This window comes from Streptomyces sp. NPDC002566 (genome assembly GCF_042889585.1).
Classification (GTDB): Bacteria; Actinomycetota; Actinomycetes; order Streptomycetales; family Streptomycetaceae; genus Streptomyces.
The window spans coordinates 72108-95855 of record NZ_JBIARD010000013.1 but is presented as its reverse complement, the minus strand read 5'-3'; the positions used below and the strand labels follow the sequence as shown (position 1 = coordinate 95855).

The 23748-nt window shown below is 71.4% G+C and carries 22 protein-coding genes; 19 read left to right on the top strand and 3 right to left on the bottom strand.

Annotated features, from left to right (window positions below):
* Positions 1-6 precede the first annotated feature (6 nt).
* The 15 genes from pafA to ACFYXA_RS34305 all read left to right on the top strand — a co-directional run bounded on the left by pafA (position 7) and on the right by ACFYXA_RS34305 (position 15362).
* Positions 7-1368, top strand: coding sequence for a Pup--protein ligase (gene pafA, locus ACFYXA_RS34375; protein WP_030955459.1), 1362 nt, complete (start codon positions 7-9; stop codon positions 1366-1368).
* A 166-nt stretch (positions 1369-1534) separates the two neighbouring features.
* Positions 1535-2542 (top strand): FKBP-type peptidyl-prolyl cis-trans isomerase, encoded by a 1008-nt coding sequence (locus ACFYXA_RS34370; RefSeq protein ID WP_389040409.1) that lies wholly within the window; start codon positions 1535-1537, stop codon positions 2540-2542.
* A 59-nt stretch (positions 2543-2601) separates the two neighbouring features.
* Positions 2602-2973, top strand: a complete 372-nt coding sequence (locus ACFYXA_RS34365) for an FKBP-type peptidyl-prolyl cis-trans isomerase (protein WP_024885170.1) — start codon at positions 2602-2604, stop codon at positions 2971-2973.
* Positions 2974-3126: 153 nt separating this feature from the next.
* On the top strand, positions 3127-4080 hold the full coding sequence (locus tag ACFYXA_RS34360; protein WP_130444237.1) for a YafY family protein: 954 nt from the start codon (positions 3127-3129) through the stop codon (positions 4078-4080).
* Between the two features lie 18 nt (positions 4081-4098).
* Complete coding sequence (locus ACFYXA_RS34355) at positions 4099-5337, top strand: helix-turn-helix transcriptional regulator (RefSeq protein WP_389040404.1); 1239 nt, start codon at positions 4099-4101, stop codon at positions 5335-5337.
* Between the two features lie 43 nt (positions 5338-5380).
* Positions 5381-5611, top strand: coding sequence for a hypothetical protein (locus ACFYXA_RS34350; RefSeq protein ID WP_242621008.1), 231 nt, complete (start codon positions 5381-5383; stop codon positions 5609-5611).
* A gap of 20 nt (positions 5612-5631) precedes the next feature.
* Entirely contained in the window at positions 5632-5826 is a 195-nt protein-coding gene (locus tag ACFYXA_RS34345) for a hypothetical protein (protein ID WP_351098308.1), read from the top strand.
* A 261-nt stretch (positions 5827-6087) separates the two neighbouring features.
* The gene (gene tatA / locus ACFYXA_RS34340; RefSeq protein WP_352247816.1) at positions 6088-6372 is read left to right on the top strand and encodes a Sec-independent protein translocase subunit TatA; all 285 of its coding nucleotides are present in this window, start codon (positions 6088-6090) and stop codon (positions 6370-6372) included.
* Between the two features lie 47 nt (positions 6373-6419).
* Complete coding sequence (tatC, locus tag ACFYXA_RS34335; RefSeq protein WP_352247815.1) at positions 6420-7364, top strand: twin-arginine translocase subunit TatC; 945 nt, start codon at positions 6420-6422, stop codon at positions 7362-7364.
* Positions 7365-7478: 114 nt separating this feature from the next.
* Positions 7479-10331 (top strand): DEAD/DEAH box helicase, encoded by a 2853-nt coding sequence (locus ACFYXA_RS34330; protein WP_389040398.1) that lies wholly within the window; start codon positions 7479-7481, stop codon positions 10329-10331.
* 344 nt (positions 10332-10675) lie between these two features.
* Entirely contained in the window at positions 10676-12319 is a 1644-nt protein-coding gene (locus tag ACFYXA_RS34325; RefSeq protein WP_352247813.1) for an ATP-binding protein, read from the top strand.
* Positions 12316-12723, top strand: a complete 408-nt coding sequence (locus ACFYXA_RS34320; protein ID WP_352247812.1) for a roadblock/LC7 domain-containing protein — start codon at positions 12316-12318, stop codon at positions 12721-12723. Before ACFYXA_RS34325 ends, ACFYXA_RS34320 begins: the two co-directional genes overlap by 4 nt.
* Positions 12720-13136: a DUF742 domain-containing protein gene (locus ACFYXA_RS34315; protein WP_352247811.1), complete on the top strand. Its 417-nt coding sequence runs from the start codon at positions 12720-12722 to the stop codon at positions 13134-13136. Before ACFYXA_RS34320 ends, ACFYXA_RS34315 begins: the two co-directional genes overlap by 4 nt.
* Positions 13117-13737 carry an ATP/GTP-binding protein gene (locus ACFYXA_RS34310; RefSeq protein WP_352247810.1) on the top strand — a complete coding sequence of 207 codons (621 nt, stop codon included), beginning with the start codon at positions 13117-13119 and terminating at the stop codon, positions 13735-13737. The genes ACFYXA_RS34315 and ACFYXA_RS34310 overlap by 20 nt, the downstream gene beginning before the upstream one ends.
* 77 nt (positions 13738-13814) lie before the next feature.
* A complete protein-coding gene (locus ACFYXA_RS34305; RefSeq protein ID WP_389040392.1) occupies positions 13815-15362 on the top strand; it encodes a cytochrome P450 in 1548 nt (515 codons plus the stop codon).
* Here the strand turns inward: ACFYXA_RS34305 and ACFYXA_RS34300 are convergent.
* A complete protein-coding gene (locus tag ACFYXA_RS34300; RefSeq protein ID WP_389040389.1) occupies positions 15356-16327 on the bottom strand; it encodes an RluA family pseudouridine synthase in 972 nt (323 codons plus the stop codon). The genes ACFYXA_RS34305 and ACFYXA_RS34300 overlap by 7 nt on opposite strands.
* A gap of 87 nt (positions 16328-16414) precedes the next feature.
* Between ACFYXA_RS34300 and ACFYXA_RS34295 the strand changes: the two genes are divergently transcribed.
* Both ACFYXA_RS34295 and ACFYXA_RS34290 read left to right on the top strand, forming a co-directional pair.
* Positions 16415-16996: a GNAT family N-acetyltransferase gene (locus ACFYXA_RS34295; protein WP_352247808.1), complete on the top strand. Its 582-nt coding sequence runs from the start codon at positions 16415-16417 to the stop codon at positions 16994-16996.
* 359 nt (positions 16997-17355) lie between these two features.
* Positions 17356-18312: an IS481 family transposase gene (locus ACFYXA_RS34290; RefSeq protein ID WP_389040384.1), complete on the top strand. Its 957-nt coding sequence runs from the start codon at positions 17356-17358 to the stop codon at positions 18310-18312.
* Between the two features lies 1 nt (position 18313).
* On the opposite strand, the gene ACFYXA_RS34285 is transcribed toward ACFYXA_RS34290, so the two are convergent.
* Positions 18314-19159: a siderophore-interacting protein gene (locus tag ACFYXA_RS34285; RefSeq protein ID WP_352247807.1), complete on the bottom strand. Its 846-nt coding sequence runs from the start codon at positions 19157-19159 to the stop codon at positions 18314-18316.
* 66 nt (positions 19160-19225) lie between these two features.
* Positions 19226-20131 carry a 5'-3' exonuclease H3TH domain-containing protein gene (locus tag ACFYXA_RS34280; RefSeq protein ID WP_389040435.1) on the bottom strand — a complete coding sequence of 302 codons (906 nt, stop codon included), beginning with the start codon at positions 20129-20131 and terminating at the stop codon, positions 19226-19228.
* A 312-nt stretch (positions 20132-20443) separates the two neighbouring features.
* On the opposite strand from ACFYXA_RS34280, the gene ACFYXA_RS34275 reads away from it, so the two are divergent.
* Together ACFYXA_RS34275 and ACFYXA_RS34270 are read left to right on the top strand one after the other, a co-directional pair.
* Positions 20444-21526, top strand: a complete 1083-nt coding sequence (locus tag ACFYXA_RS34275) for a glycine betaine/L-proline ABC transporter ATP-binding protein (RefSeq protein ID WP_389040379.1) — start codon at positions 20444-20446, stop codon at positions 21524-21526.
* A complete protein-coding gene (locus tag ACFYXA_RS34270) occupies positions 21519-23330 on the top strand; it encodes an ABC transporter permease/substrate binding protein (RefSeq protein ID WP_389040375.1) in 1812 nt (603 codons plus the stop codon). The genes ACFYXA_RS34275 and ACFYXA_RS34270 overlap by 8 nt, the downstream gene beginning before the upstream one ends.
* Positions 23331-23748: the final 418 nt, after the last annotated feature.

Here is a 23748-nt window from a genome sequence, read left to right as displayed (position 1 = left end):
TCAGTCATGGACCGCCGCATTTTCGGGCTGGAGAACGAGTACGGCGTCACGTGCACGTTCAGGGGACAGCGCCGCCTGTCGCCTGACGAGGTGGCGCGGTACCTCTTCCGCCGTGTCGTGTCATGGGGCCGTAGCAGCAATGTCTTTCTGCGGAACGGCGCCCGCCTCTATCTTGACGTGGGATCGCATCCGGAATACGCGACGCCGGAATGTGACAACGTGACCGAGTTGGTCACTCACGACAAGGCCGGCGAGCGCATTCTCGAAGGACTCCTGGTGGACGCGGAGCGACGCCTGCACGAGGAAGGAATCGCGGGCGACGTCTACCTCTTCAAGAACAACACGGACTCGGCGGGCAACTCTTATGGTTGCCACGAGAACTATCTGGTGGCGCGGCACGGGGAGTTCTCCCGGCTCGCGGACATCCTGATTCCGTTCCTGGTGACCCGGCAGCTGCTGTGCGGCGCGGGGAAGGTGCTGCAGACGCCCCGCGGGGCGGTGTACTGCGTGAGCCAGCGTGCCGAGCACATCTGGGAGGGCGTGTCGTCGGCGACGACGCGTTCCCGGCCGATCATCAACACCCGCGATGAGCCGCACGCGGACGCCGAGCGCTATCGGCGACTGCATGTGATCGTGGGCGACTCGAACATGTCCGAGACGACCATGCTTCTGAAGGTCGGCGCGACCGATCTGGTGCTGCGCATGATCGAGGCGGGCACGGTGATGCGTGATCTGACGCTGGAGAACCCGATCCGGGCGATCCGCGAGGTCAGTCACGACATCACGGGCCGGCGCAAGGTGCGGCTGGCGAGCGGCCGTGAGGCCTCCGCGCTGGAGGTGCAGCGGGAGTACTACGAGAAGGCGGTGGACTTCTGCGAGCGCCGCGGCATCCGCACGGGCACCGTGGAGCAGGTGCTGGAGCTGTGGGGCCGCACGCTGGACTCGATCGAGTCGGAGGATCTGGACCGGATCGGCACCGAGATCGACTGGGTGATGAAGTACAAGCTCATCGAGCGGTACCGGGCCAAGCACAACATGACGATGTCGCATCCGAGGGTGGCGCAGATAGACCTCGCCTACCACGACATCCACCGTCGTCGTGGGTTGTACTACCTGCTGGAGAAGAAGGGTCAGGCGGCCCGGATCTGCAACGACTTGAAGATCTTCGAGGGCAAGTCGGTGCCGCCGCAGACGACTCGGGCGCGGTTGCGCGGCGACTTCATCCGGCGGGCGCAGGAGCAGCGCCGTGACTTCACGGTCGACTGGGTGCATCTGAAGCTCAACGACCAGGCGCAGCGGACGGTGTTGTGCAAGGACCCGTTCCGTTCGGTGGACGACCGGGTGGAGAAGTTGATCGCGGGAATGTGAGCGGAGGCGTTGCGCCCCCGTGGCCTGGGGCGGAGCGTGTGCGGGGCGTCGTGCGTGATGCGTGCGGCGCCCTTGCCGTGTCGCGTGAGCCTCGGATCGGCGGGCGGGTGTCAGTAAGGTAGCGCGCACGCCATCAGCAAGATCGACCGATTACGAGGCCCTCACCGTGCGCCGACGCTCACTCATTCTCGCCGCCGTCCCCGCAGGACTGGTCTCGCTCGCCGGATGCGGCGACGAGAAGTCCGACTCGTCGAGCGCGGCGGACGGCAGCGCGTCGCCTTCCGCCTCTGCGCCTTCGGCGGCGCCGTCGCCGAAGATCGTCGACGGGCCGTTGCCGGCCATCACGGCGGGCGTGAAGTTCGGTGAGAAGCCGACGGTCGCCAAGGGCTCCGGTGAGCCGTCCGACCAGCTCGCGGTCAGGACGGTCATCGCGGGCGGCGGCCGCGCGGTCGCGGAGAACGACTGGGTCCAGGCGAACTACCTGGGGCAGATCTGGTCCACCGCGAAGGTGTTCGACAACTCCTACGACCGTAAGACGCCGCTGCTGATCCAGCTGGCGCAGGGCAGCATCATCGACGGCTGGCGGTACGCGCTGTCGGGGAAGAAGACGGGCAGCCGCGTGGAGTTCTCCGTCCCGCCGACCTGGGGTTACGGCACGGAGGGCAATGCGCAGGCCGGCATCAAGGGCACCGACACGCTGGTGTTCGTGGTGGATCTGGAGGCCACGTTCAACGCCAAGAGCTCCGCCGAGGGCAAGGAGGTCCCGCAGACGGACGCGGCGCTGCCCGTCATCGGCACGAACACCGACGGCAAGGCGCCCTCGGTGAAGATCCCGAAGTCCGGCCCGCCGAAGGGGCTCGTGTCGAACTACGTCATCGAGGGCGACGGTGAGGTGGTCAAGGCGGAGAACACCCTGTTGGTCCAGTACCAGGGCGTGTTGTGGGAGACGGGCAAGACGTTCGACTCGACGTACGGGCGGGGCGAGCTGACGTCGTTCCCGCTGCAGAACGTGGTCAAGGGCTGGTCGCAGGGGCTGACCGGGAAGAAGGTGGGCAGCCGGGTCGTCATCGTGATCCCGCCGTCGCTGGGTTACGGCGACAACCCGCCGGCGGGCAGCGGCATCAAGAAGGACTCCACGATGGTGTTCACGGTGGACATCCTCGCGAAGATGTGACGCCGTCGTGATGTAAGACTGGGGCGTTGCCTTTCCGCGAAACAGCAGGAGCGTTAGACGTGAGCATCGACAAGCCCGAGATCGACTTCCCGGGCGGCGAGCCCCCGGCGGACCTCGAGATCAAGGACATCTGGGAGGGCGACGGCGAGGTGGCGAAGGCCGGCCAGACCGTCACCGTGCACTACGTCGGTGTCGCCTTCAGCACCGGTGAGGAGTTCGACGCCAGCTGGAACCGCGGTACGCCGTTCCGGTTCCCGCTCGGCGGCGGCCGTGTCATCAAGGGCTGGGACCAGGGCGTGCAGGGCATGAAGGTCGGCGGCCGTCGTCAGCTGACCATCCCGGCCCACCTCGCCTACGGCAACCAGAGCCCGACCCCGGCGATCCAGCCCGGCGAGACGCTGATCTTCGTGGTGGACCTGCTCGGGGTCTGAGCCGCGCACGACGTCCCGGTCGATCACTGCGTGACCGATCGTGATCATCTGGAGCCCATGCCTGTCCGGGCATGGGCTCTCGGCTTTTGCCGGGGCACCGCGGAGCGGTACGGTCATCCGTCAGAAGCACCATAAGGAAGGCGAAGGGCGTCGATGGCCATTGCCAAGGCCGAGCGGCTGATGAACCTGGCGCTGTGCCTGCTGGGGACACGGCGGCCGCTCAGCAAGCGCGAGCTGCGTGAGTCCGTCGAGGCCTACCTGGAAGCGGGGAGCGACGACTCCTTCAACCGGATGTTCGAGCGCGACAAGGACGACCTGCGCGAGCTGGGCCTCGTCATCGAGACGGTGGAGAGCCTGGACGGGGAGGTGGGCTACCTCGCCCGCCGGGACAGCAACAGCCTCCCGCCGATCACCCTGGACGCCGAGGAGGCCGCCGCGTTGGGGCTGGCCGCCAAGGTGTGGCAGCAGGCACGGCTCGCCGGCGCCGCCAGCGGCGCCCTGCAGAAGCTGCGCGCCGCCGGACTTCCCGAGGACGTCGACCCCTACGAGGCGCACGGCGCGCTGGAGCCGCGCATCCCCGTGCACGAGGCCGCGTTCGAGCCGCTGATGCTGGCCTGCCGCGACCGCCGCCCGGTCGTCTTCGACTACCGCAAGGCCACCGCCGCCCGCCCCGAGCCCCGGCACGTCGAGCCGTGGGCGCTGGAGTGCTGGCGCGGCCACTGGTACCTGGCGGGCTTCGACCGCGACCGGGGCGCCGAGCGGGTCTTCCGGCTGTCGCGGATCACCGGCAAGGTCCGCTCCCGCGGCGGCCGCTTCACCGCCCCCGTCCCCGACGTCGTCACCGTCCGCGAGACCGTCGCGAGCTGGGCGGGGGAGAGCGCCGACCGCAGCGCGCGGATCCGGTTGCGCAAGGGCGCCGGGTACCCCTTGCGGGCGAAGGCCACGGCGGTTCGGGAACTCGGTGACGGCTGGGACGAGTTGGAGATTCCGTACGGGCACGGACTGGACGCGTGGCTGGTGGAGTTCGGACCGGACGTGGTGGTCCTGGAGCCCGCGGAGCTGCGGGCCGACGTGGTGGACCGGCTGCGTGCCGTGGCCATGGGCTGAGGGGGAGCGGAAAGAACTGTGGCAGGCAAACCGGTCAGGCCCGCGAACGCCATCGACCAGACCCGGCGGATGCTCTCGCTGGTGACGTATCTGCGCGAGCGCCCCGGCGCGCGCATCGAGGACGTCGCGCGCGCCTTCGGCATCACCGAGGACGAACTGGTCTGCGACCTCGACGTGCTGCCCATGTGCGGCACCAGTTTCAGGGGCGGTGACCTCCTGGACATCGACACTGACGGCGAGCGCATCTGGTGGCACAACCCCGCCGCGCTCGGCGCGGAGGCCGCCGAGCCGCTCCGGCTGGCCGCCGACGAGGCGACCGCGCTGCTGGTGGCCGCGCGGGCCGTGGCGACGCTGCCCGGGCTGCGCGAGGGCGACCGCCAGGCGCTGCTGCGGGCCACCGCGAAGGTGGAGACCGCGGCCGGCGAGGCGGCCGGCGCCAGCTCCCGGCTGTCGGTGACGTTCGAGTCCGAGGGCGGCGTCTTCGCCGACGTCGACCGGGCGATCTCCGAGCGGCGCCGGCTGTGGATCCGGTACTACTCGCCCGCCCGCGACGAGCTCACCGAACGGGAGATCGACCCGATCCGCCTGGTCAGCGTCGGGCACACGTACGTGGAGGCGTGGTGCCGCCGCTCGGAGGCGCGCCGCACCTTCCGGCTGGACCGGGTGGCCGAGATCCGCATCCTCGACGAGCCGTCCGCGCCGCCCGAGATCGAACTGCGGGACCTGTCGGAGGCACTGGTGCAGCCGGCCGCCGAGGACCCGGAGGTCGTCGTCGAGACCGGCCCCGGCGGCCGGTGGGTCGCCGAGTACTACCCCCACGACAGCGCCGAGGAACTCCCCGACGGCGGCCTGCGCATCACGCTGCGCACGCCGGACCCGGCGTCGCTGCGCCGCCTGGCCCTCCGCCTCGGCCGCGACGGCCGGATCGTCTCCCCGGAGGCCCTCGCCGACAGCGCCCGCAGCGCCGCCCGAGAGGCCCTCGCAGCGTACGAGGGGACCGAGGCGCAGGACTCACCGCGGGCGTCCGCCGGGACGGCCCGCCGCCCGTCGCCCGGCGACGGCGTGACCGCCACCGCGCGGACCCCCGAGCAGAGCGACGCTCCGGCCGGTGAACCGGCGGGCGGACCGGGCGCCGGTCCGGCCGGTGAGGCGGTCCTCGGGGCGGTGGCCGTCGTCGGCCCGGGCGGTGCCGGGGCCGGCGGAGCACGGGGAGCGGGCCTCGCGACCGGCGGCGCCGGGGGGCTGGGTCTTGAGTGAGCTCGGGGGCCGAGGGGTCTCCGTGGCCGCTGCCTTCGCGGGGATGCGCAGCGCCGACCCCGTCGTGTTCCGGGCCGGGTGCCCCGACTGCCGGGGCCGCTTCGAGCTCGCGGCGGGTGCGCTGCGCCTGGTGCTCGGGGCGTCCAGCCGCACCACGTTCTACTCCTTCACCTGCCCCGACTGCGGCGCGGCCGTGCGCAAGCCCGCGGGGGAGCGGATCGTCGAGCTGCTCACCGGCGGCGGCGTACGGACCCTGCGGCTCCACACGGCGTAGGACGGTCTAGGCTCAACGGCATGTTTTGGCCGATGTTCGCGGTAGCCATGGGGTTCCTGGGTCTGGTCGTACTGGCGGTGTTCGCGGTGCGGGTGTTCCTGGAGGCGCAGTGTCTGGGACGGCAGGTGGAGGACTCCGCCCGCCGTATCAGCAGGGCGGCGGAGGAGCTCGAGCGGGCGTCGCTGAGTGCGGCCCGCGCCGCGGACTCCCTGTGAGCGGGGCGGACCGTTCCTGTGAGTCCCGCCCGGGACGCGTTTTGGGCCGGTTCGGCCTCCCGGCGCGGCGGTTGAGGCAGGTACGCTGCTGGTCGTGGTCCCGAAAACGAGGCCAGGACCGCGACCGGGAGTACGCACGGGGATTGCCTCACGTTTACCCCTGAGCGTTACGATCGCTGACGACCCGATCGTTCGGACACATGTCCGATCGGTCGGACACAGCACCCCCACCCAGCCGCCTCGGTGAGAAGGTAAAGACTTATGTTCGGAAGGCTCGGCGCCCCCGAGATCATTCTCATCCTCGTCGTCATCATCCTGCTGTTCGGCGCGAAGAAGCTTCCGGACATGGCCCGCTCGCTCGGCAAGTCCGCGCGCATCCTCAAGAGCGAGGCCAAGGCGATGAAGGAAGACGGCAGCAGCACGGCGACTCCGGCGGGCCCGCCCAACCCCGGCGACCAGGCTTCGCAGCGCACCATCCAGGCCGCCCCCGGCGACGTGACCAGCTCGCGTCCGGTCAACGAGCCGACGGACACCACCAAGCGCTGACGCCGGGCCGGACGCCACCGGCTCGCCGCACGAGATGAGGACGTGGGTTGCTCAAGTCTGCCCGCAAGCAGCAGAAGGACCCCGAGGGGCGGATGCCCCTCGTGGAGCACCTTCGTGAGCTGCGCAACCGGCTCGGGAAGTCGGTCCTGGCGATCGTGATCGCGGCCGTCGCGGCCGCCGTCTACTACCAGGACATCATCGACTTCCTCACCGAGCCCATCCAGAGGTCGGTGGGCTGCCAGACGCCGTTCTCCGAGCTGGCCAAGCAGGGCGACGGGGTCTGCGGCAACATCACGATGTCGGGCCTCATGGGCCCGTTCACGCTGATGATCAAGGTGTCGCTGACCGCCGGCGTGGTCATCGCCAGCCCGGTGTGGCTCTACCAGCTCTGGGCGTTCGTCGCGCCCGGCCTGCACAAGCACGAGCGGAAGTACGCCTACGGCTTCGTGGCCAGCGGCGTCCCCCTGTTCCTCGCGGGCGCCTGGTTCTCGTACCACGTGCTGCCCGCCGCGGCGACCGTGCTGCTGGAGTTCACGCCGTCGTCGGCGGTCAACCTTCTGCCGCTGGACGAACTGCTCGACCTCGTGACCCGCATGGTGATCGTCTTCGGGCTCTCCTTCGAGCTGCCCCTGCTGCTGGTCATGCTCAACATGACGGGGATGATCGGCGGCCGCCGGATGCTGGGCTGGTGGCGGGGCATGATCATGGGCGTCACCGTCTTCGCCGCCTTCGCCACGCCGACGGTCGACCCGGTCTCGATGCTCTCGCTCGCCGCGCCGATCATCGCGCTGTACTTCCTCGCCACCGGCTTCGCCCTGCTCAACGACCGGCGCAGGCGGCTGCGGGAAGCCGAGGGCCCCGCCGACGACGAGGCGTCCGAGCTGGACCTCACCCCCGAGGACATCGGCGAGATCGAACAGGTGCCGGCCGCCCGCGCGCTCCCCGAGCAGACCTCCCGGGAACGGGTCAACGGCTACGACGACGTCACCTGACGCACCACCGACGCGGTGAAAGGGCCGGACGGATTCCGTCCGGCCCTTCGCCGTGCCCGCCCACCCTCACCTGACCTGCACGGATCATATGTTTGTCGAGGGCGGATCCGGATAATGATCGTCCTGTTGTCAGTGACGCCGGGTACGCTCGAAAGCACGATGACAGAGGACCTCTCCCCGGCCGAGCGGTACGCGGCTGCGCGCAGGCGCGCGGCCGAGCAGGCCACCGCGCTCGCGTCCTTCCGCGAGATGTACGACTTCGGTCTCGACCCCTTCCAGGTCGAGGCGTGCCAGGCGCTCGAGGCGGGCAAGGGCGTCCTGGTGGCCGCCCCCACCGGCTCGGGCAAGACGATCGTCGGCGAGTTCGCCGTCCACCTCGCCCTCCAGCAGGGCAAGAAGTGCTTCTACACGACACCCATCAAGGCGCTGTCGAACCAGAAGTACTCCGACCTGTGCCGACGGTACGGCGCCGACAAGGTCGGCCTGCTCACCGGCGACAACAGCGTCAACTCCGACGCCCCCGTGGTCGTGATGACCACCGAGGTGCTGCGGAACATGCTGTACGCCGGCTCGCAGACCCTCCTCGGGCTCGGATACGTGGTGATGGACGAGGTGCACTACCTCTCCGACCGCTTCCGGGGCGCGGTGTGGGAGGAAGTGATCATCCACCTGCCCGAGTCGGTCACCCTGGTCTCGCTCTCCGCGACCGTGTCCAACGCCGAGGAGTTCGGCGACTGGCTGGACACCGTCCGCGGCGACACCGAGGTGATCGTCTCCGAGCACCGGCCGGTGCCGCTGTTCCAGCACGTGCTGGCCGGGCGGCGCATGTACGACCTGTTCGAGGAGGGCGAGGGCCACAAGAAGGCCGTCAACCCCGACCTCACGCGGCTGGCCCGCATGGAGGCGAGCAGGCCCTCCTACCAGGACCGCCGGCGCGGCCGGATGCGCGAGGCCGACCGGGAGCGCGACCGCCGGCAGCGCTCGCGGGTGTGGACGCCGGGCCGGCCCGAGGTGATCGAACGGCTCGACGCCGAGGGGCTGCTGCCCGCCATCACGTTCATCTTCAGCCGCGCCGCCTGCGAGGCCGCCGTCCAGCAGTGCCTGTACGCCGGACTGCGCCTCAACGACGACGAGGCCCGGGCCCGGGTGCGCGCCCTCGTCGAGGAGCGCACCGCCGCCATCCCCCGCGAGGACCTGCACGTCCTCGGCTACTACGAGTGGCTGGAGGGACTGGAGCGCGGCATAGCGGCTCACCACGCGGGCATGCTGCCGACGTTCAAGGAGGTCGTCGAGGAGCTGTTCGTGCGAGGCCTCGTGAAGGCCGTCTTCGCGACCGAGACGCTCGCCCTGGGCATCAACATGCCCGCCCGCTCGGTGGTGCTGGAGAAGCTCGTCAAGTGGAACGGCGAACAGCACGCCGACATCACCCCCGGCGAGTACACCCAGCTGACCGGCCGCGCGGGCCGGCGGGGCATCGACGTCGAGGGACACGCCGTCGTGCTGTGGCAGCGCGGCTCCAGCCCCGACCACCTCGCCGGACTCGCCGGCACCCGCACCTATCCGCTGCGCTCCAGCTTCAAGCCGTCGTACAACATGGCGGTGAACCTGGTCGAGCAGTTCGGGCGGCACCGCTCGCGGGAGCTGCTGGAGACGTCGTTCGCACAGTTCCAGGCGGACCGGTCGGTCGTCGGCATCTCCCGGCAGGTGCAGCGCAACGAGGAGGGCCTGGAAGGCTACAAGGCGTCCATGACCTGCCACCTCGGCGACTTCGACGAGTACGCGCGCCTGCGCCGTGAACTCAAGGACCGCGAGACCGAGTTGGCCAAGCAGGGCGCCGCCCAGCGGCGCGCCGAAGCGGCGGTGGCGCTGGAGAAGCTCAAGCCGGGCGACGTGATCCACGTGCCCACGGGGAAGTACGCGGGCCTGGCCCTGGTGCTGGACCCGGGCCTGCCCGCCGGCCGGTCCAACGGTCACCGCGGCTTCGACCACCACGACGGGCCGCGCCCGCTGGTGCTCACCGCCGAACGGCAGGTCAAGCGGCTGGCGTCGATGGACTTCCCGGTGCCGGTCGAGGCGCTGGACCGGATGCGGATCCCCAAGACGTTCAACCCGCGTTCGCCGCAGTCCCGCCGGGACCTCGCCTCCGCGCTGCGCAGCAAGGCCGGGCACATCACACCGGAGCGGGCCCGCAAGAAGCGCTCCCAGGCCGCCGACGACCGCGAGATCGCCCGGCTGCGCACCGCGCTGCGCGCCCACCCCTGCCACGGCTGCTCCGACCGGGAGGACCACGCCCGCTGGGCCGAGCGCTACCACCGACTGCTGCGCGACACCTCGCAGTTGGAGCGCCGTATCGAGGGGCGGACCAACACCATCGCCCGCACCTTCGACCGGATCGTCGCGTTGCTGACCGAGCTGGACTATCTGCGCGGTGACGAGGTCACCGAGCACGGCAAGCGGCTCGCCCGGCTCTACGGCGAACTGGACCTGCTGGCCAGCGAATGCCTGCGCGCCGGGGTCTGGGAGGGGCTCGCCCCCGAGGAACTCGCCGCGTGCGTCTCGGCGTTGGTGTACGAGGCGCGGGTGGGCGACGACGCGATGGCGCCCAAGCTGCCCTCCGGCAAGGCGAAGGCCGCGCTCGGCGAGACGGTGCGGATCTGGGGCCGGCTGGACGCCCTGGAGGAGGAGTTCCGCATCTCCCAGACCGAGGGCGTCGGCCAGCGCGAGCCCGACCTCGGCTTCGCCTGGGCGGCGTACATGTGGGCCTCGGGGAAGGGGCTCGACGAGGTGCTCCGGGAGGCGGAGATGCCGGCGGGGGACTTCGTGCGGTGGTGCAAGCAGGTGATCGATGTGCTGGGCCAGATCGCGGCGGCGGCTCCTTCGCGGGAGGGCTCCACGGTGGCGCGGGCTGCCCGTAGGGCCGTTGATCAGTTGCTGCGGGGGGTTGTGGCCTACTCGTCTGTGGGGTGATGGTGCGTCGGCGGGTGCGGGAGGACTGTGGCTTGTCGCGCAGTTCCCCGCGCCCCTTGGTCAGTTGTTCTGCTGTCAGTTGATTCGTGCGGTTGCCTCATCCGTTGTGGTGAGGCTTTTCGTTTGCCTACTCCTCGTTACTGCGTGTGTTCGAGTGGGTGCTGAGGGTTTAAATCGCCGACGTTACTCCAGGTGCCGTTGCGGTTTCAGGTGGTTGCCGAATGTGACGCGGCGTTGATCCGGTCGGACTAGGCTCGCCCGCGGCGCACCGAGTTGAGGGGTGATCGTGCGCTTGTTCCCGAATGTTCCGAAGACTCCGACATGTCCCTACCGAGGGTGCCTCTATGGTGAGTGTTCAGTCCCCACCCGGCCGCCGTGAACCGGCGTACGCCCGACCGCTGTTGCTGCCGGTGATACTGATGGCCGCGGCGACCGGAGCCGCCGTCGCCCTGGTCGCGGCCCCGGCGCGGCTCGCCGTCGGCGTGTGCGGAGCCGTCGCCACCCTCCTGGTGACCGCCACCGGCGCCGAATGCGCCCGCCGCGGCAGGCGCATTCGGCGACTGCGCGTCGAACAGGACCAGCGCGTCGACCGGTTGGAGCGGCGGATCTACGCCCAGGACGAGCTGAACCTGCGGATGGCGCGGGAGTTCCTGCCCCGGACGGTGAAGTGGATGCGCAGCGGGCATTCCCCCGTCGAGGTGGTCCGCCACCTCCAGGACACGGACCCGTCCGCCCGCGACCTCAACGAGGCCCAGAAGGCCCTGCTGCTGGGAGCGTTGGAAGCCGTCGACCACGAGCAGTCGCTGCGCGAGTCCAACCAGCGCTCGTTCGTCAGCATCGCCCGGCGCGTCCAGGCCATCGTCCACCAGCAGGCCGACGAACTGCGGGAGATGGAAGAGGACCACGGGCGCAACCCCGAGGTCTTCGACGACCTGCTGCGCATCGACCACGGCAACGCGATGATCGGCCGTCTCGCCGACTCCATCGGCGTGCTCGGCGGCGGCCGGCCCGGCCGCAGCTGGCCCCGGCCGGTGCCGCTGTACAGCGTGCTGCGCGGCGGCATGTCCCGGATTCTGGAGTACCGGCGCATCCAGCTGAACTCCATCGCCAAGGTCAACATCCGGGGCCTGTCCGTCGAGCCGCTGATCCACGCGCTCGCCGAGCTGCTCGACAACGCCACCCGTTACTCGCCCCCGCAGAGCAAGGTGAACGTCAACGCCGTCGAGGTGCAGACCGGCATCGCCATCGAGATCGAGGACGCCGGCGTCAGCCTCAGCGAGGAGTCCCGCGCCCGGGTCGAGGAGATGCTGGAGAAGGCCAAGGAGGGCGTCGACATCCAGGAGCTGGGCGGGAACCCGCGCCTGGGCATCGCGGTCGTCGGCCGGCTGTGCACCTCCTTCAACCTGGACGTGGCGCTGCGCAAGTCGGCGTACGGCGGCGTCCGCGCGGTGCTCATGGTGCCGAGCGAGATGATGACCACCGACCCGGCCCCCGGTTTCGCGCACGGCATCGGCGCCACCGCCGTACCCGAGATGACCTTGTACGACGCCGTCGAGGGCCCCAAGCGCGCGCCGAAGAAGCGCCGCCCCACCAGCCCCCGCGTTCCCGCCGGGGTCTCGCTGACCGACGACGAGGTCCCCGAGATCACCGAGTGGACGGAGAAGGGGCTGCCGCAGCGCCGCAGCAAGGTGAAGATCCCGCTCACCCAGCGCTACGCCGAGGCGGCCGAGTCCGAGCGCCTCGAGCGGGAGGGCACCCCGGACGTCTGGACGCAGGCGGCCCGCGCCGAGGAGGAGGCGGCGGCCAGGCGGAAGTCCGAGCGGAAGCGGTCCGAACCCGGAGTGGCGTTCGAGGCCTTCTGGGAGGGCCTGAAGAAGGACAACCCGGGCGTCCACCCGACGGACTTCACCCGCAATCCGACCGCCTATCTGCACCTGATCGAGGACAAGGCCGAGAACCGGGCCGACGACGAGGGGGACCCCACGTGATCCAGCAGCGCGCCAACTTCGACTGGATGCTCAAGGAGCTCTACAGCGGCGTCCCGGGCATCCACATGATCGTGGTGCTCTCGTCCGACGGTCTGCGCCTGGCCCGCTACGCCGGTGACCCCGACGCGGCCGACCGGGTCGCCGCCGCCTGCGCCGGCCTGCAGAGCCTGGCGGGCGCCGTCGCCCAGGAGATCCCCTCGACCGACGGCGACATGAACCTCGTCGTGATCGAGATGGACGGCGGCTACTTCTATCTGATGGCCGCCGGCGCCAACGCCTACCTCGCCGTCCTCGCCGACGTGCGCTGCGAGCCCGGCCGGATGAGCGGCATGATGCGCGACCTCGTGGTGCGCATCGGCGCCCATCTGACCAGTCCGCCCCGGCGTGACGGGCACAGCGTATGACGCCTACGCGACGCCACAGGCGGCCGTCGATGCCGCACGAACCGCCCGCCGGGGAGCCGGACGAGGCGGCGGAGGGCGACGGCGAGGCGGACAAGCACGTCGAGCGGCTGTACACCATCTCGGCCGGCGACGGCGAACGCGCGCCCCTCGACCTGGTCACGCTGATCGTGACGCGGGCCGAACCCCCCTCCTCCGCGACCCCGGAGCAGCTCGCGGTGCTCCGGATGTGCCGGGCCCCGCTCGCGGTGGCCGAGGTGTCGGCCTACCTCGGTCTGCCGTTCAGCGTGGTGACGGTGCTCCTCACCGAGATGCTGGCCGCCGACCTCGTGCACGCGCGCGACCCGATCGTCCGGCAGCAGCTACCCGACCGTTCCCTCCTCGAAGCGGTGATGCATGGACTTCAACGGCTCTGACGCGATCCCCGGCCCGCGCGCCGAGGACTGTCTGCCGGACACCATCCAGGCGGCGGCCAAGATCGTCATTGTGGGCGGCTTCGGCGTCGGCAAGACGACCATGGTCGGCTCGGTCAGCGAGATCAAGCCGCTGACCACCGAGGAGACCATGACCCAGGCCGGCATCGGCGTCGACGACGACTACGGCTCGGACTCCAAGACGGCCACCACCGTGGCGATGGACTTCGGCCGTATCCGCATCACCGACCAGGTCGTGCTCTACCTCTTCGGCACCCCGGGCCAGGAGCGCTTCTGGTTCCTGTGGGACGGCCTGTTCGAGGGCGCGCTCGGCGCGGTCGTCCTGCTCGACACCCGCCGCCTGGAGGTCAGCTACGAGGTCATGGGGCGGCTGGAGGAGCGCTCCGTGCCCTTCGTCGTCGCCGTGAACAACTTCCCCGACGGCCCCCGTCACCCCGTGGAGGACCTGCGCGTCGCGCTCGACCTGCCGCCGTACGTGCCGATCGTGGAGTGCGACGTGCGGCGCCGGGCCTCAAGCCGTGACGTGCTGACGACGCTGGTGGGTTTCCTGCAGTCGCTGCAGCTGAGCGGCAGTCTCCGCTGAGCCGCGCGGCGCCCTGCCGCGGCCTCCCGTCCCGCACCCGACCCCGACTCGATTCCCCCCTTTCCGGAGCGATCCCAGTGACGCCTGAGAACCCCTCCACGGCAGGCCCTCCCGACCTGGCCCCGGACGCCGGCCCCGGCCCGGCCCTCGACGCGCCCCCCGGCTGCCCCGCGCACGGGCGCGGCCCCGGAGGGCTGAAGCGGCTGTACGGTCCCGGCGCCCAGGACCTGAAGGAGCTCTACGAGGAGCTGCGAGAGAAGCACGGCCCGGTGGCGCCCGCCCTGCTCCACGACGACGTGCCGGTGTGGGTGGTCCTCGGCCACGCCGAAAACCTGCACATGGTGCGCACCCCCTCGCAGTTCAGCCGGGACAGCCGGACCTGGACGCCCCTGCTCGACGGCATGGTCAAGCCCGACCACCCGCTGATGCCGCACATCGCGTGGCAGCCGATCTGCGCCCACGCCGAGGGCGACGAGCACAAGCGGCTGCGCGGCGCGGTCACCTCGGCGCTGAAGGCCATCGACGACCGCAGTCTGCGCCGGTACATCAACCGCTCCTCCCAGCGGCTGGTCAACGACTTCTGCGAGAAGGGGCGGGCCGAGCTGATCAGCCAGTTCGTCGAGCACCTTCCCATGGCCGTGATGTGCCACATCCTCGGCATGCCCGACGAGTACAGCGACCGGATGGTCCATGCCGCCCGTGACGCGCTCAAGGGCTCCGAGACGGCGATCGCCAGCCACGCCTACGTCATGGAGGCGCTCACCCGGCTCACCGCCCTGCGGCGGGCCCGGCCGGAGGCGGACTTCGCCGGCCATCTCGTCAAGCACCCGGCGGGGCTGAGCGACGACGAGGTGAGGGAGCATCTGCGGCTGGTGCTGTTCGCCGCCTATGAGGCCACGGTCAACCTGCTGTCCAACGCGCTGCGCATGGTCCTCACCGACCCGCGGTTCCTCGCCCGGCTCAGCGGCGGGCAGATGACGGTTCCGGAGGCGGTCGAGCAATCCCTCTGGGACGAACCGCCGTTCAGTACGGTGTTCGCCTACTTCGCCAAGCAGGACACGGAGTTGGGCGGGCAGCGCATCAGCAGGGGCGACGGCCTTCTCTTCGCGCCGGCGCCGGGCAACGTCGATCCCCGGGTGCGGCCCGACCTGTCCGCGAACATGCAGGGCAACCGCTCGCACCTCGCCTTCGGCGGCGGCCCGCACGAATGCCCCGGGCAGGACATCGGCCGTGCCATCGCCGAGGTCGGCGTCGACGCGCTGCTTGCGCGTCTGCCGGACGTCCAACTGGAGTGCGACGAGAGTGAGTTGCGCTGGACGACGTCGATCGCGTCACGGCATCTGGTGGGGCTGCCGGTCCACTTCGAGCCGAGGCCGCAGCAGGACGTGATCGTCCAGCCGACGCACGGCGAGGTCCCGCGGCCCCGGGACAGCCTGCCGATGATCCCGCCGGCCACGACGTGGGCCACGGCCCCGTCGGAGGCCGCCGCGACGGGGCCGGCCGGAGCCGTGGAAGACGCGGCGACGCGGGGCGCGACCGCGGATGCCGCTCCCGCCCAGGACGCCGCCTCGCCTGCCACGCCGAACATCTGGCGCCGGTTCCTGGTTTGGTGGCGCGGCTACTGACCGCGCTCGCCTCGCGTCCAGTCGTCGTACGACGACCAGGCGGCCAGCGTCCGCCGGCTCCGCAGCCGGTGCTCCACCCCCGTGATCGGGTCGGTGAACTCCAGCTCGCGCGCGAGCAGTTGCAGCGGGCGGCGGAAGTCGCCGGCCGGGACGGGGTCGGTCACCTCGGGGTAGAGCGGGTCGCCGAGGAGGGGGACGCCCAACGAGGCCATGTGGACGCGCAGTTGATGGGTCTGCCCGGTCAGGGGCGTCAGCCGGTAGCGGGCGAGGCCGTCGCCGGGCCGGTGCTCGATCAGCTCGACGAGGCTCTCGGCGTTGGGCTCGCCCGGCACCTCGCGGGCGGTCAGCGTGCCGCGTTCCTTGACGATCCGGCTGCGCACGGTGACGGGCAGGGTGAGCGACGGGTCGTAGGGGGCGACGGCCTCGTACACCTTGCGGACGCGCCGGTCGCGGAACAGGCTCTGGTAGGCGCCGCGTTCGTCGGGGCGGACGGTGAACAGCACCAGTCCGGCGGTGAGCCGGTCCAGGCGGTGGGCGGCGCCGAGCGCGGGGACGTCCAGCTCGCGGCGCAGCCGCGCCAGCGCGGTCTCGGTGACATGGCTGCCGCGCGGGGTGGTGGCCAGGAAGTGCGGCTTGTCGGCGACGACGAGGTGGGCGTCGCGGTGCACGATCTCCACGGGGAACGGCACGGGCGTCTCCACGGGTGTCTCCCGGTGGAACCACACGAACATCCCCGGCGCGTACGCCGTGTCCGCGGGCACCGCACGCCCGTCGGCGCCGACGATCAGGCCCGCGGAGAACATCTGGTCGACGAGGCCGGCCCGGGCCGCGCCGAACCGTTCGCTCAGGTGCTCGCGCACGGTGGCCCAGCGTCCGCCGTCCCCGCCCGGCAGCCGCACCCGCACCGGATCGACGCCGTCACGCTGCGGCAGGGGCGAGGGCGGGGGAGGGGTGCGGCGTCTCATCGGGGTCAAGGGTACGGCGGTGCGCGGCGGGCGGGGCGGCGGGAAATCCCGTTGGAGGGGGCGGGGCCCGTTGGCAGGATGCGGATCATGCCGTATCTCACCCGTCCGGTTCTGCCCGCCGGAACGCTCGCCCGCATCCCGCAGCCCGTGCTCCCCACCGGCGACGGTCTGGTCCTGCGCCCGTGGCGGGCCGAGGACGCGCCCGCCGTCCACGCCGCCTTCCAGGACCCGCTCATCCACCAGTGGCACGTGCGTGCCTGCGACGCGGTGGAGGAGGCCGCCGGCTGGATCGGGGAGTGGACACGCGCCTGGGGCGAGGAGCGCGACGCGCAGTGGGCCGTCGTGGACGCCGGCAGCGACGTACTGCTCGGGCGGGTGGCGCTGCGGGACATCGTCCTGGCCGACGGTGTGGCCGAGACGGCCTACTGGACCACGGCCGCCTCCCGGGGGCGGGGCGTCGCGGCCCGTGCCACGGTCGCGCTGTCCCGCTGGGCGCTCGACGACGTCGGCTTCAACCGCCTGGAACTCCTGCACGCCACGGCCAACACCGCGTCCTGCCGCGTGGCCGTCAAGTCGGGCTTCGCGCTGGAGGGCACCAAGCGCAGCGCCGTCCTGCATCCCGACGGCTGGCACGACATGCACCTCCACGCCCGGGTGAGGGGCGACTGAGACGCTAGGACCTGTCTGACAAACCCCCGCCTGCTCTGCGACGCCTGGCACGCACTCCCCCACTGCCTGAAGGGCGTGGGGGCGCCCCCAGCCGCGTTGCCGGAGCGCCCACGTGACTCCGCCACGCGGGCGCTCCGGCGCCTTGCGATCGCACGCTCCCCCACGCTCGAACCCGCACTCGCGCGGGAGGTACCCCCATCGCCGCCGCAGAGCCCGCCCTTCGGGCGGACGACGGGGATTTGTCAGACAGGCCCTAGGTGTATTGATCACGAGCGTTGTTGACACTCGCTGGTGCTTGATCATGGCGAAGACCTCCGGTGTGGTGGAGCTGTCTAGGACTGCACCGCACGGAGGTCTTCGTGTCCCACCGTAATGCCCGCCTGACCGTTCACGGCAGACGGGTGCTGGTCGAACGTGTCTGCGCGGGCCGCCCGGTCGCTCATGTGGCCGCCGAAATGGGCGTCTCGAGAGCAACGGCCCACAAGTGGGTCCGCCGCTGGCGGGCCGAGGGCGAGAAAGGCCTCGCCGACCGCTCCAGCCGCCCCCGCACGACACCGCACCGCACTCCGGCGGCCGTGGAGGCCCGGGTCTGCCGGCTCCGGAAGACCCGCAAACTCGGTCCCGCACGGCTCGGGCCGGTCCTGGACCTGCCCGCCTCGACCGTGCACCGGATCCTGGTCCGCCACGGCCTGAACCGGCTGGCCCACCTGGACCGGCCCACCGGCCAGGTCATCCGCCGCTACGAACGCGACCGGCCCGGCGAACTCCTCCACGTCGACGTCAAGAAGCTCGGCCGGATCCCCGACGGCGGCGGCCACAAGGTGCTGGGCCGCCAGGCCGGACGGGCCACCCGCAGCAAGATGGGCTTCGACTACGTCCACTCCGCCGTCGACGACCACAGCCGCCTCGCCTACAGCGAAGTCCACGCGGACGAGAAGGCCGTCACCTGTGCCGGCTTCCTGCGCCGCGCCGCGGCCTTCTTCCACGCCGCGGGCATCGACCGCATCGAGCGGATCCTGACCGACAACGCCTGGCCCTACCGCAAGAGCTTCGCCTGGCAGCAGGCGCTCGCCGACCTGAGCGCGGCCGGCAAACTCACCCGCGCCTACCGGCCCCAGACCAACGGCAAGGTCGAACGCTTCAACCGCACCCTGCTCGACGAATGGGCCTATCTGCGGCCCTACACCTCAAACGACGAGCGGACCGCAGCCCTGACAGACTTCCTCCACACCTACAACCACCACCGCTGCCACACCGCACTCGGCGGCCAGCCACCGATCAGCCGCGTGAACAACGCTGCGGGCCAATACACCTAGGTCACGCGGCCGGGGTCGTGGTCTCCTGTTCCGCTTCCACGCGTGCGTTCCACTCGCGTTTGGCGGCCTGCCAGCCGTCCTCGTTGTGGCCGAGACGCCAGTAGCCGGAGATGGAGAGGTCGTCGCGGGGGACGGCGTGGTCGACCCGCAGGAGCCGGCGCAGCTCCTTGACGGTGGCGGCCTCGCCGTGGACGAAGGCGTGCACGCGGCCCTCGGGCCAGCGCAGGGCGCGGACGGCTTCGAGGAGTTTCTCGCCGAGGGGGCGGTCGCCGCGGTGCAGCCAGACGACCTCCACGTCGGAGTCGATCTTCTGCTCCTCCTCGGGTCCGGCCACCTCGATGAAGGCGTGGGCGACGGCGCCGGCCGGGAGGGACTCCAGGGCGGCCGCGATCGCGGGCAGGGCGCTCTCGTCGCCGGCCAGCAGGTGCCAGTCGGCGGCCGGGTCGGGGGCGTAGGCGCCGCCGGGGCCCATGAAGCGGACGGTCTCGCCCGGCTGGACGCGCGCGGCCCACGGCCCGGCGAGGCCCTCGTCGCCGTGGAGCACGAAGTCCACCGTCAGCTCGCGGTGCTCGGCGTCCCAGTGGCGCACGGTGTACGTCCGGGTCACGGGCCACTGCTCGCGGGGGAACTCGGCGCGGACGCGCTCCAGGTCGAAGGGCTCCGGGTAGGTCACGCCCTCGGCGCCGAACAGCAGCTTCACGTAGTGGTCGGTGCAGCCGCCGAGCTCGAACTCCGCGAGGCCCGCGCCGCCGAGGACGACCCGCTGCATGTGCGGGGTGAGCCGTTCGGTCCGAACGACCTGCGCGGAGTGCGGCTTCCGCGGCCTGCGTGCCGGGCGTTCTGCCATGACGGCCTCCCTGCCGAATATGGTTAGGGTTACCTAAGTTAGCATCCCCGTCGGTGACGGCGACACTCACGAGCCCAGCGTCGTCAGCAGCCGCTGCAGCGAGCCGCCCAGCCCCCAGCGCCGCGCCAGTGCCTCCAGCGTCTCCGGGTCCCGTGGCGCGCGCGGCAGCGTGACGTCCACCTCCGGCAGCGCCACGTCCGCGGCGACCCGCACCACCTTCGGCGCGACCGCCACGTACGCGCGTGCCTCGTCGAGCCGCTTGCGCTGCGACGGCGTGAGCTTGGCCTTCGGGTCGTTGACCGCCGCCATGATCCCGGCCAGGTCGCCGAACTCGGCCAGCAGCTTGGCCGCGGTCTTCTCGCCGATGCCGGGGACGCCCGGCAGGCCGTCGCTCGGGTCGCCGCGCAGCAGCGCGAGATCCGCGTACCCGCGGCCGTCGACCCCATACTTCTCGCGCAGCCACGCCTCGTCCGTCACCTGGAGCGTGCCGACGCCCTTCAGCGGGTACAGCACCCGCACCCCGCGCGCGTCGTCCACCAGCTGGTACAGGTCGCGGTCGCCGGTGACGATGTCCACCGGGCCCTTCGCCCGCGCGGTGAACGTGCCGATCACGTCGTCCGCCTCGTACCCCGTCACCCCCACGCGCGCGATGCCGAGCGCGTCGAGCACCGCCTCGATGACCGGGACCTGCGGGGAGAGCGTGTCGGGGACCTCCTCCTGGTCCGGGCCGGCCGCGTGCTCCTCGGCGACCCGGTGCGCCTTGTAGGAGGGGATGAGCCCGACCCGCCAGGCCGGCCGCCAGTCGGCGTCCATGCAGGCGACGAGCTCGTCCGGCCGGTGGTCCTTGACCAGCCGGTCGATGAAGTCCAGCAGTCCGCGCACGGCGTTCACCGGCGTGCCGTCGGGCGCCTTCACCGAGTCGGGGACGCCGAAGTAGGCGCGGAAGTAGAGCGAGGCGGTGTCGAGGAGCATCAGCTGTCCGGTCACGCACGCATCATGCCGCACGCGCGTGGCGCCGAAGTGCCCGCGTTCACCCGCCCAGCACGGCCTGAAGAGGTCCCTGCGTCGCGCCCGTCCCGGTGTGAAGGGGTCGGTTTCGGCCGTGAAGGGCCTGTGAACTGGCCCACTGGCGCGTTTGCACCGCTTCGACCAGGGCAGGCGCGGCCTCGAAGTGACGCCGGTTGCGTGTTCAACCGTTCGCGACCGCCAAGGGGCTCCGGCCCCGGCAGGGCCTGGCGGCCTTCGGCGCCACCTCCCCCCTGCCCCCTATGCGAGAAGGTATGTGTGTCCTCCAGGCTTGAGGCCGAGCACCTGTACAAGGTGTTCGGCAGACGACAGGACGAGGCGGTCGAACGGCTCCGCGGCGGAGCCGACCGTGAGGAGCTGCGCGGCGACGGCGCCACGGCCGCCGTCATCGACGCCTCCTTCACCGTCGACCCCGGCCAGATCTTCGTCGTCATGGGCCTGTCCGGCTCCGGCAAGTCCACGCTGCTGCGCATGCTGAACGGACTGCTGGAGCCCACCTCGGGACGCGTCCTGTTCGACGGCCAGGACCTCACCGCGCTCGGCGACCGCGAGCTGCGCGAGGTCCGCGCCCACAAGATCAGCATGGTGTTCCAGCACTTCGCGCTCTTCCCGCACCGCAGCGTCCTGGACAACGCCGCCTACGGCCTCGCCGTGCAGGGCGTCCCGCGCGCCGAGCGCGAGGAACGCGCCGCCGAGGCGCTGCGGCTGTGCGGCCTGGCCGGCTGGGAGAGCTCCTGGCCGGACGAGCTGTCCGGCGGCATGCAGCAGCGCGTGGGCCTCGCCCGCGCCCTCGCCACCGACGCCGACCTGCTCCTCATGGACGAGTCCTTCAGCGCGCTGGACCCGCTGATCCGGCGCGACATGCAGGACCAGCTGCTCACGCTCCAGCAGACGCTGAAGAAGACGATCGTCTTCATCACCCACGACCTCAACGAGGCCATGCGCCTCGGCGACCGCATCGCCGTCATGCGCGACGGCCGCATCGTGCAGACCGGCACCGCCGAGGACATCCTGGTGCGGCCCGCCGACGACTACGTCGCCTCCTTCATCCAGGACGTCGACCGCTCCCGCGTGCTGACCGCCGCCGCCGTCATGGACGCCGACGTCCGCGGCGACGAGGCCGACTGCGGCTGCGCCACCGCCACCGTCGACACGCCGTTCACCGAGCTGTGCGCGCTCAGCGCCCGCGTCCCCCACCCCGTCGCCGTGCTCGACGCGGAGCGCGCCCTCGTCGGCGTGGTCCCGCGCAGGCGTCTCGTCGCCTTCATCGGCGACGAACGGGACACCGAGGCCTGCTGCGACAGCGCGTCCACCGCCGGCAAGGAGGCCGCCCATGCCTAGGCTCCACCTCGGCGACTGGGTCGACTCCGGCGTCGACTGGCTCGTCGCCCACATGTCCTGGCTCTTCGACGCGATCAAGACCGTCGTCGAAGGCATGTACGACGGTCTCGACGCCGTGCTCACCGCCCCGCAGCCGCTGCTGCTCGCGGGCGTCCTCGCCGTGCTCGCCTGGTGGCTGCGCGGCTCGGTCGCGGGCGTCCTCGGCTTCGCCGGGTTCGCGCTCATCGACTCCCTCGACCTGTGGGAGGAGGCGATGTCCACCCTGTCCCTGGTGCTCGTCGCCACCGTGATCGCCCTCGTGGTCTCGGTCCCGCTGGGCATCTGGGCCGCCCGCTCCAGGACGGTCAGCGCCACCCTGCGGCCCGTCCTGGACCTGCTCCAGACCATGCCGTCCATGGTGCTGCTCATCCCGGCGATCCTCTTCTTCGGCATGGGCGTCCCCGCCGGCGTCGTCGCCACCCTGATCTTCGCGCTCGCCCCCGGCGTGCGCATGACCGAACTCGGCATCCGCCAGGTCGACGCCGAGCTCGTCGAGGCCGCCGAGGCCTTCGGCACGACGCCTCGCGACACCCTGCTGCGGGTGCAGCTGCCGCTCGCCCTGCCGACGATCATGGCGGGCGTCAACCAGGTGATCATGCTCGGTCTGTCCATGGTCGTCATCGCCGGCATGGTCGGCACCGGCGGCCTCGGCGGCGCCGTCAACGAGGCCATCGGCCAGCTCGACATCGGCCTCGGCTTCGAGGCGGGCCTCGGCATCGTCGTCCTCGCCATCTACCTGGACCGCATGACCGGCGCCCTGGGCACCCGCATCTCCCCCCTCGGCCGGCGCGCCGCCGCCAAGGCCCGTACGACGGTGTGGACCTACCGCCCCCGCCCGGCCGTGGCCCTCGCCGGGGTGTCCGCGCTCGCGCTCGTCGCCGGCGGCATGGGCGTCCTCGGCCCGAAGGCCGGCACCGCCGAGGCCTCCGCCGCCGACGTCGGCAAGGGCAAGGAGATCACCATCGGCTACATCCCGTGGGACGAGGGCATCGCCTCCACGTTCCTGTGGAAGGAGCTGCTGGAGGAGCGCGGCTTCGACGTCAAGACCACCCAGTACGCCGCCGGCCCCCTCTACACGGGCCTGGCCACCGGCCAGATCGACTTCCAGACCGACTCCTGGCTGCCCACCACCCACGCCGAGTACTGGAAGAAGTACGGCAAGCAGCTCGACGATCTCGGGCAGTGGTACGGCCCCACCTCCCTGGAGCTGACCGTCCCGTCCTACATGAAGGACGTGAACTCGCTGGCCGACCTCAAGGGCAAGTCCGCGCGGTTCGGCGGGAAGATCACCGGCATCGAGCCCAGCGCCGGGATGATGGGCCTGCTCAAGGACAAGGTTCTGGGGGAGTACGGCCTCGGCGACTACAAGGTCGTCGACGGCTCCACCCCGGCGATGCTCGCCGAGCTCAAGCGCGCCTACGCCAAGAAGGCCCCTGTCGTCGTCACCCTCTGGTCGCCGCACTGGGCCTACAGCGAGTACGGCCTGAAGAAGCTGAAGGACCCGCGCGGCGCCTGGGGCAAGGGCGACGGCGTGCACACCCTCTCCCGCAAGGGCTTCGCCGCCGACAACCCCGAGGTCGGCAAGTGGCTGGAGAACTTCTCGATGACCGAGAAGCAGCTCACCGGCCTGGAGGCGGAGATCCAGAACGCGGGCAAGGGCAAGGAGCAGGACGCCGTCCGCGGCTGGCTGAAGAAGAACCCGGGCCTGCTCGACAAGTTCGCGCCCGTGGCCGGCGCGGGCGCCGAGAGCCGGGCGGCGGGGTGACCTGACAGTCCCGCGGCCGCCCGACGAGGGGCGGGCACCGGCGTACGCGACGAGGCGTGCGACGGGGCCCGCCCCTCTTCGTCCGTCCCTTCACTCACGGCAAGGATCCGGCCAACCACGCAGCGCCAAGCCCACACCCCGGCTCACCGTCCCGCCCGGCCCCGCCGACGGCCGTCCCACCGGCCCGGCCGGAGCCGGCGCGTACCGGGAACACCCGGCGGCCGGCGCGCATTGAACCGGTGAGGACGAAAACGGCGGAAACGCCACCCCGCCGGCAGCCCGCCCGCGATGATCGACTGGCGTGATCCGGGGGGTGGGGCCGGGCGGCGTGCGGCTCCGATGCGGCGGCCCCGTGAAACGGTTTGCCGAACATGCGTAGGGTGCAGAGAACTCATCGGAAGAGGTGCGTCCGAACCGG

What these genes read in the sequence shown, in the direction of transcription:
- pafA (WP_030955459.1), top strand. Translation starts at nt 7, where the DNA reads ATGGACCGCCGCATTTTCGGGCTGGAGAACGAGTACGGCGTCACGTGC.
- ACFYXA_RS34360 (WP_130444237.1), top strand. Translation starts at nt 3,127, where the DNA reads ATGGCCATTGCCAAGGCCGAGCGGCTGATGAACCTGGCGCTGTGCCTG.
- ACFYXA_RS34350 (WP_242621008.1), top strand. Translation starts at nt 5,381, where the DNA reads ATGCGCAGCGCCGACCCCGTCGTGTTCCGGGCCGGGTGCCCCGACTGC.
- ACFYXA_RS34345 (WP_351098308.1), top strand. Translation starts at nt 5,632, where the DNA reads ATGTTTTGGCCGATGTTCGCGGTAGCCATGGGGTTCCTGGGTCTGGTC.
- tatA (WP_352247816.1), top strand. Translation starts at nt 6,088, where the DNA reads ATGTTCGGAAGGCTCGGCGCCCCCGAGATCATTCTCATCCTCGTCGTC.
- ACFYXA_RS34330 (WP_389040398.1), top strand. Translation starts at nt 7,479, where the DNA reads ATGATCGTCCTGTTGTCAGTGACGCCGGGTACGCTCGAAAGCACGATG.
- ACFYXA_RS34325 (WP_352247813.1), top strand. Translation starts at nt 10,676, where the DNA reads ATGGTGAGTGTTCAGTCCCCACCCGGCCGCCGTGAACCGGCGTACGCC.
- ACFYXA_RS34315 (WP_352247811.1), top strand. Translation starts at nt 12,720, where the DNA reads ATGACGCCTACGCGACGCCACAGGCGGCCGTCGATGCCGCACGAACCG.
- ACFYXA_RS34310 (WP_352247810.1), top strand. Translation starts at nt 13,117, where the DNA reads ATGGACTTCAACGGCTCTGACGCGATCCCCGGCCCGCGCGCCGAGGAC.
- ACFYXA_RS34300 (WP_389040389.1), bottom strand. Translation starts at nt 16,327, where the DNA reads ATGAGACGCCGCACCCCTCCCCCGCCCTCGCCCCTGCCGCAGCGTGAC.
- ACFYXA_RS34295 (WP_352247808.1), top strand. Translation starts at nt 16,415, where the DNA reads ATGCCGTATCTCACCCGTCCGGTTCTGCCCGCCGGAACGCTCGCCCGC.
- ACFYXA_RS34285 (WP_352247807.1), bottom strand. Translation starts at nt 19,159, where the DNA reads ATGGCAGAACGCCCGGCACGCAGGCCGCGGAAGCCGCACTCCGCGCAG.
- ACFYXA_RS34280 (WP_389040435.1), bottom strand. Translation starts at nt 20,131, where the DNA reads ATGCTCCTCGACACCGCCTCGCTCTACTTCCGCGCCTACTTCGGCGTC.
- ACFYXA_RS34270 (WP_389040375.1), top strand. Translation starts at nt 21,519, where the DNA reads ATGCCTAGGCTCCACCTCGGCGACTGGGTCGACTCCGGCGTCGACTGG.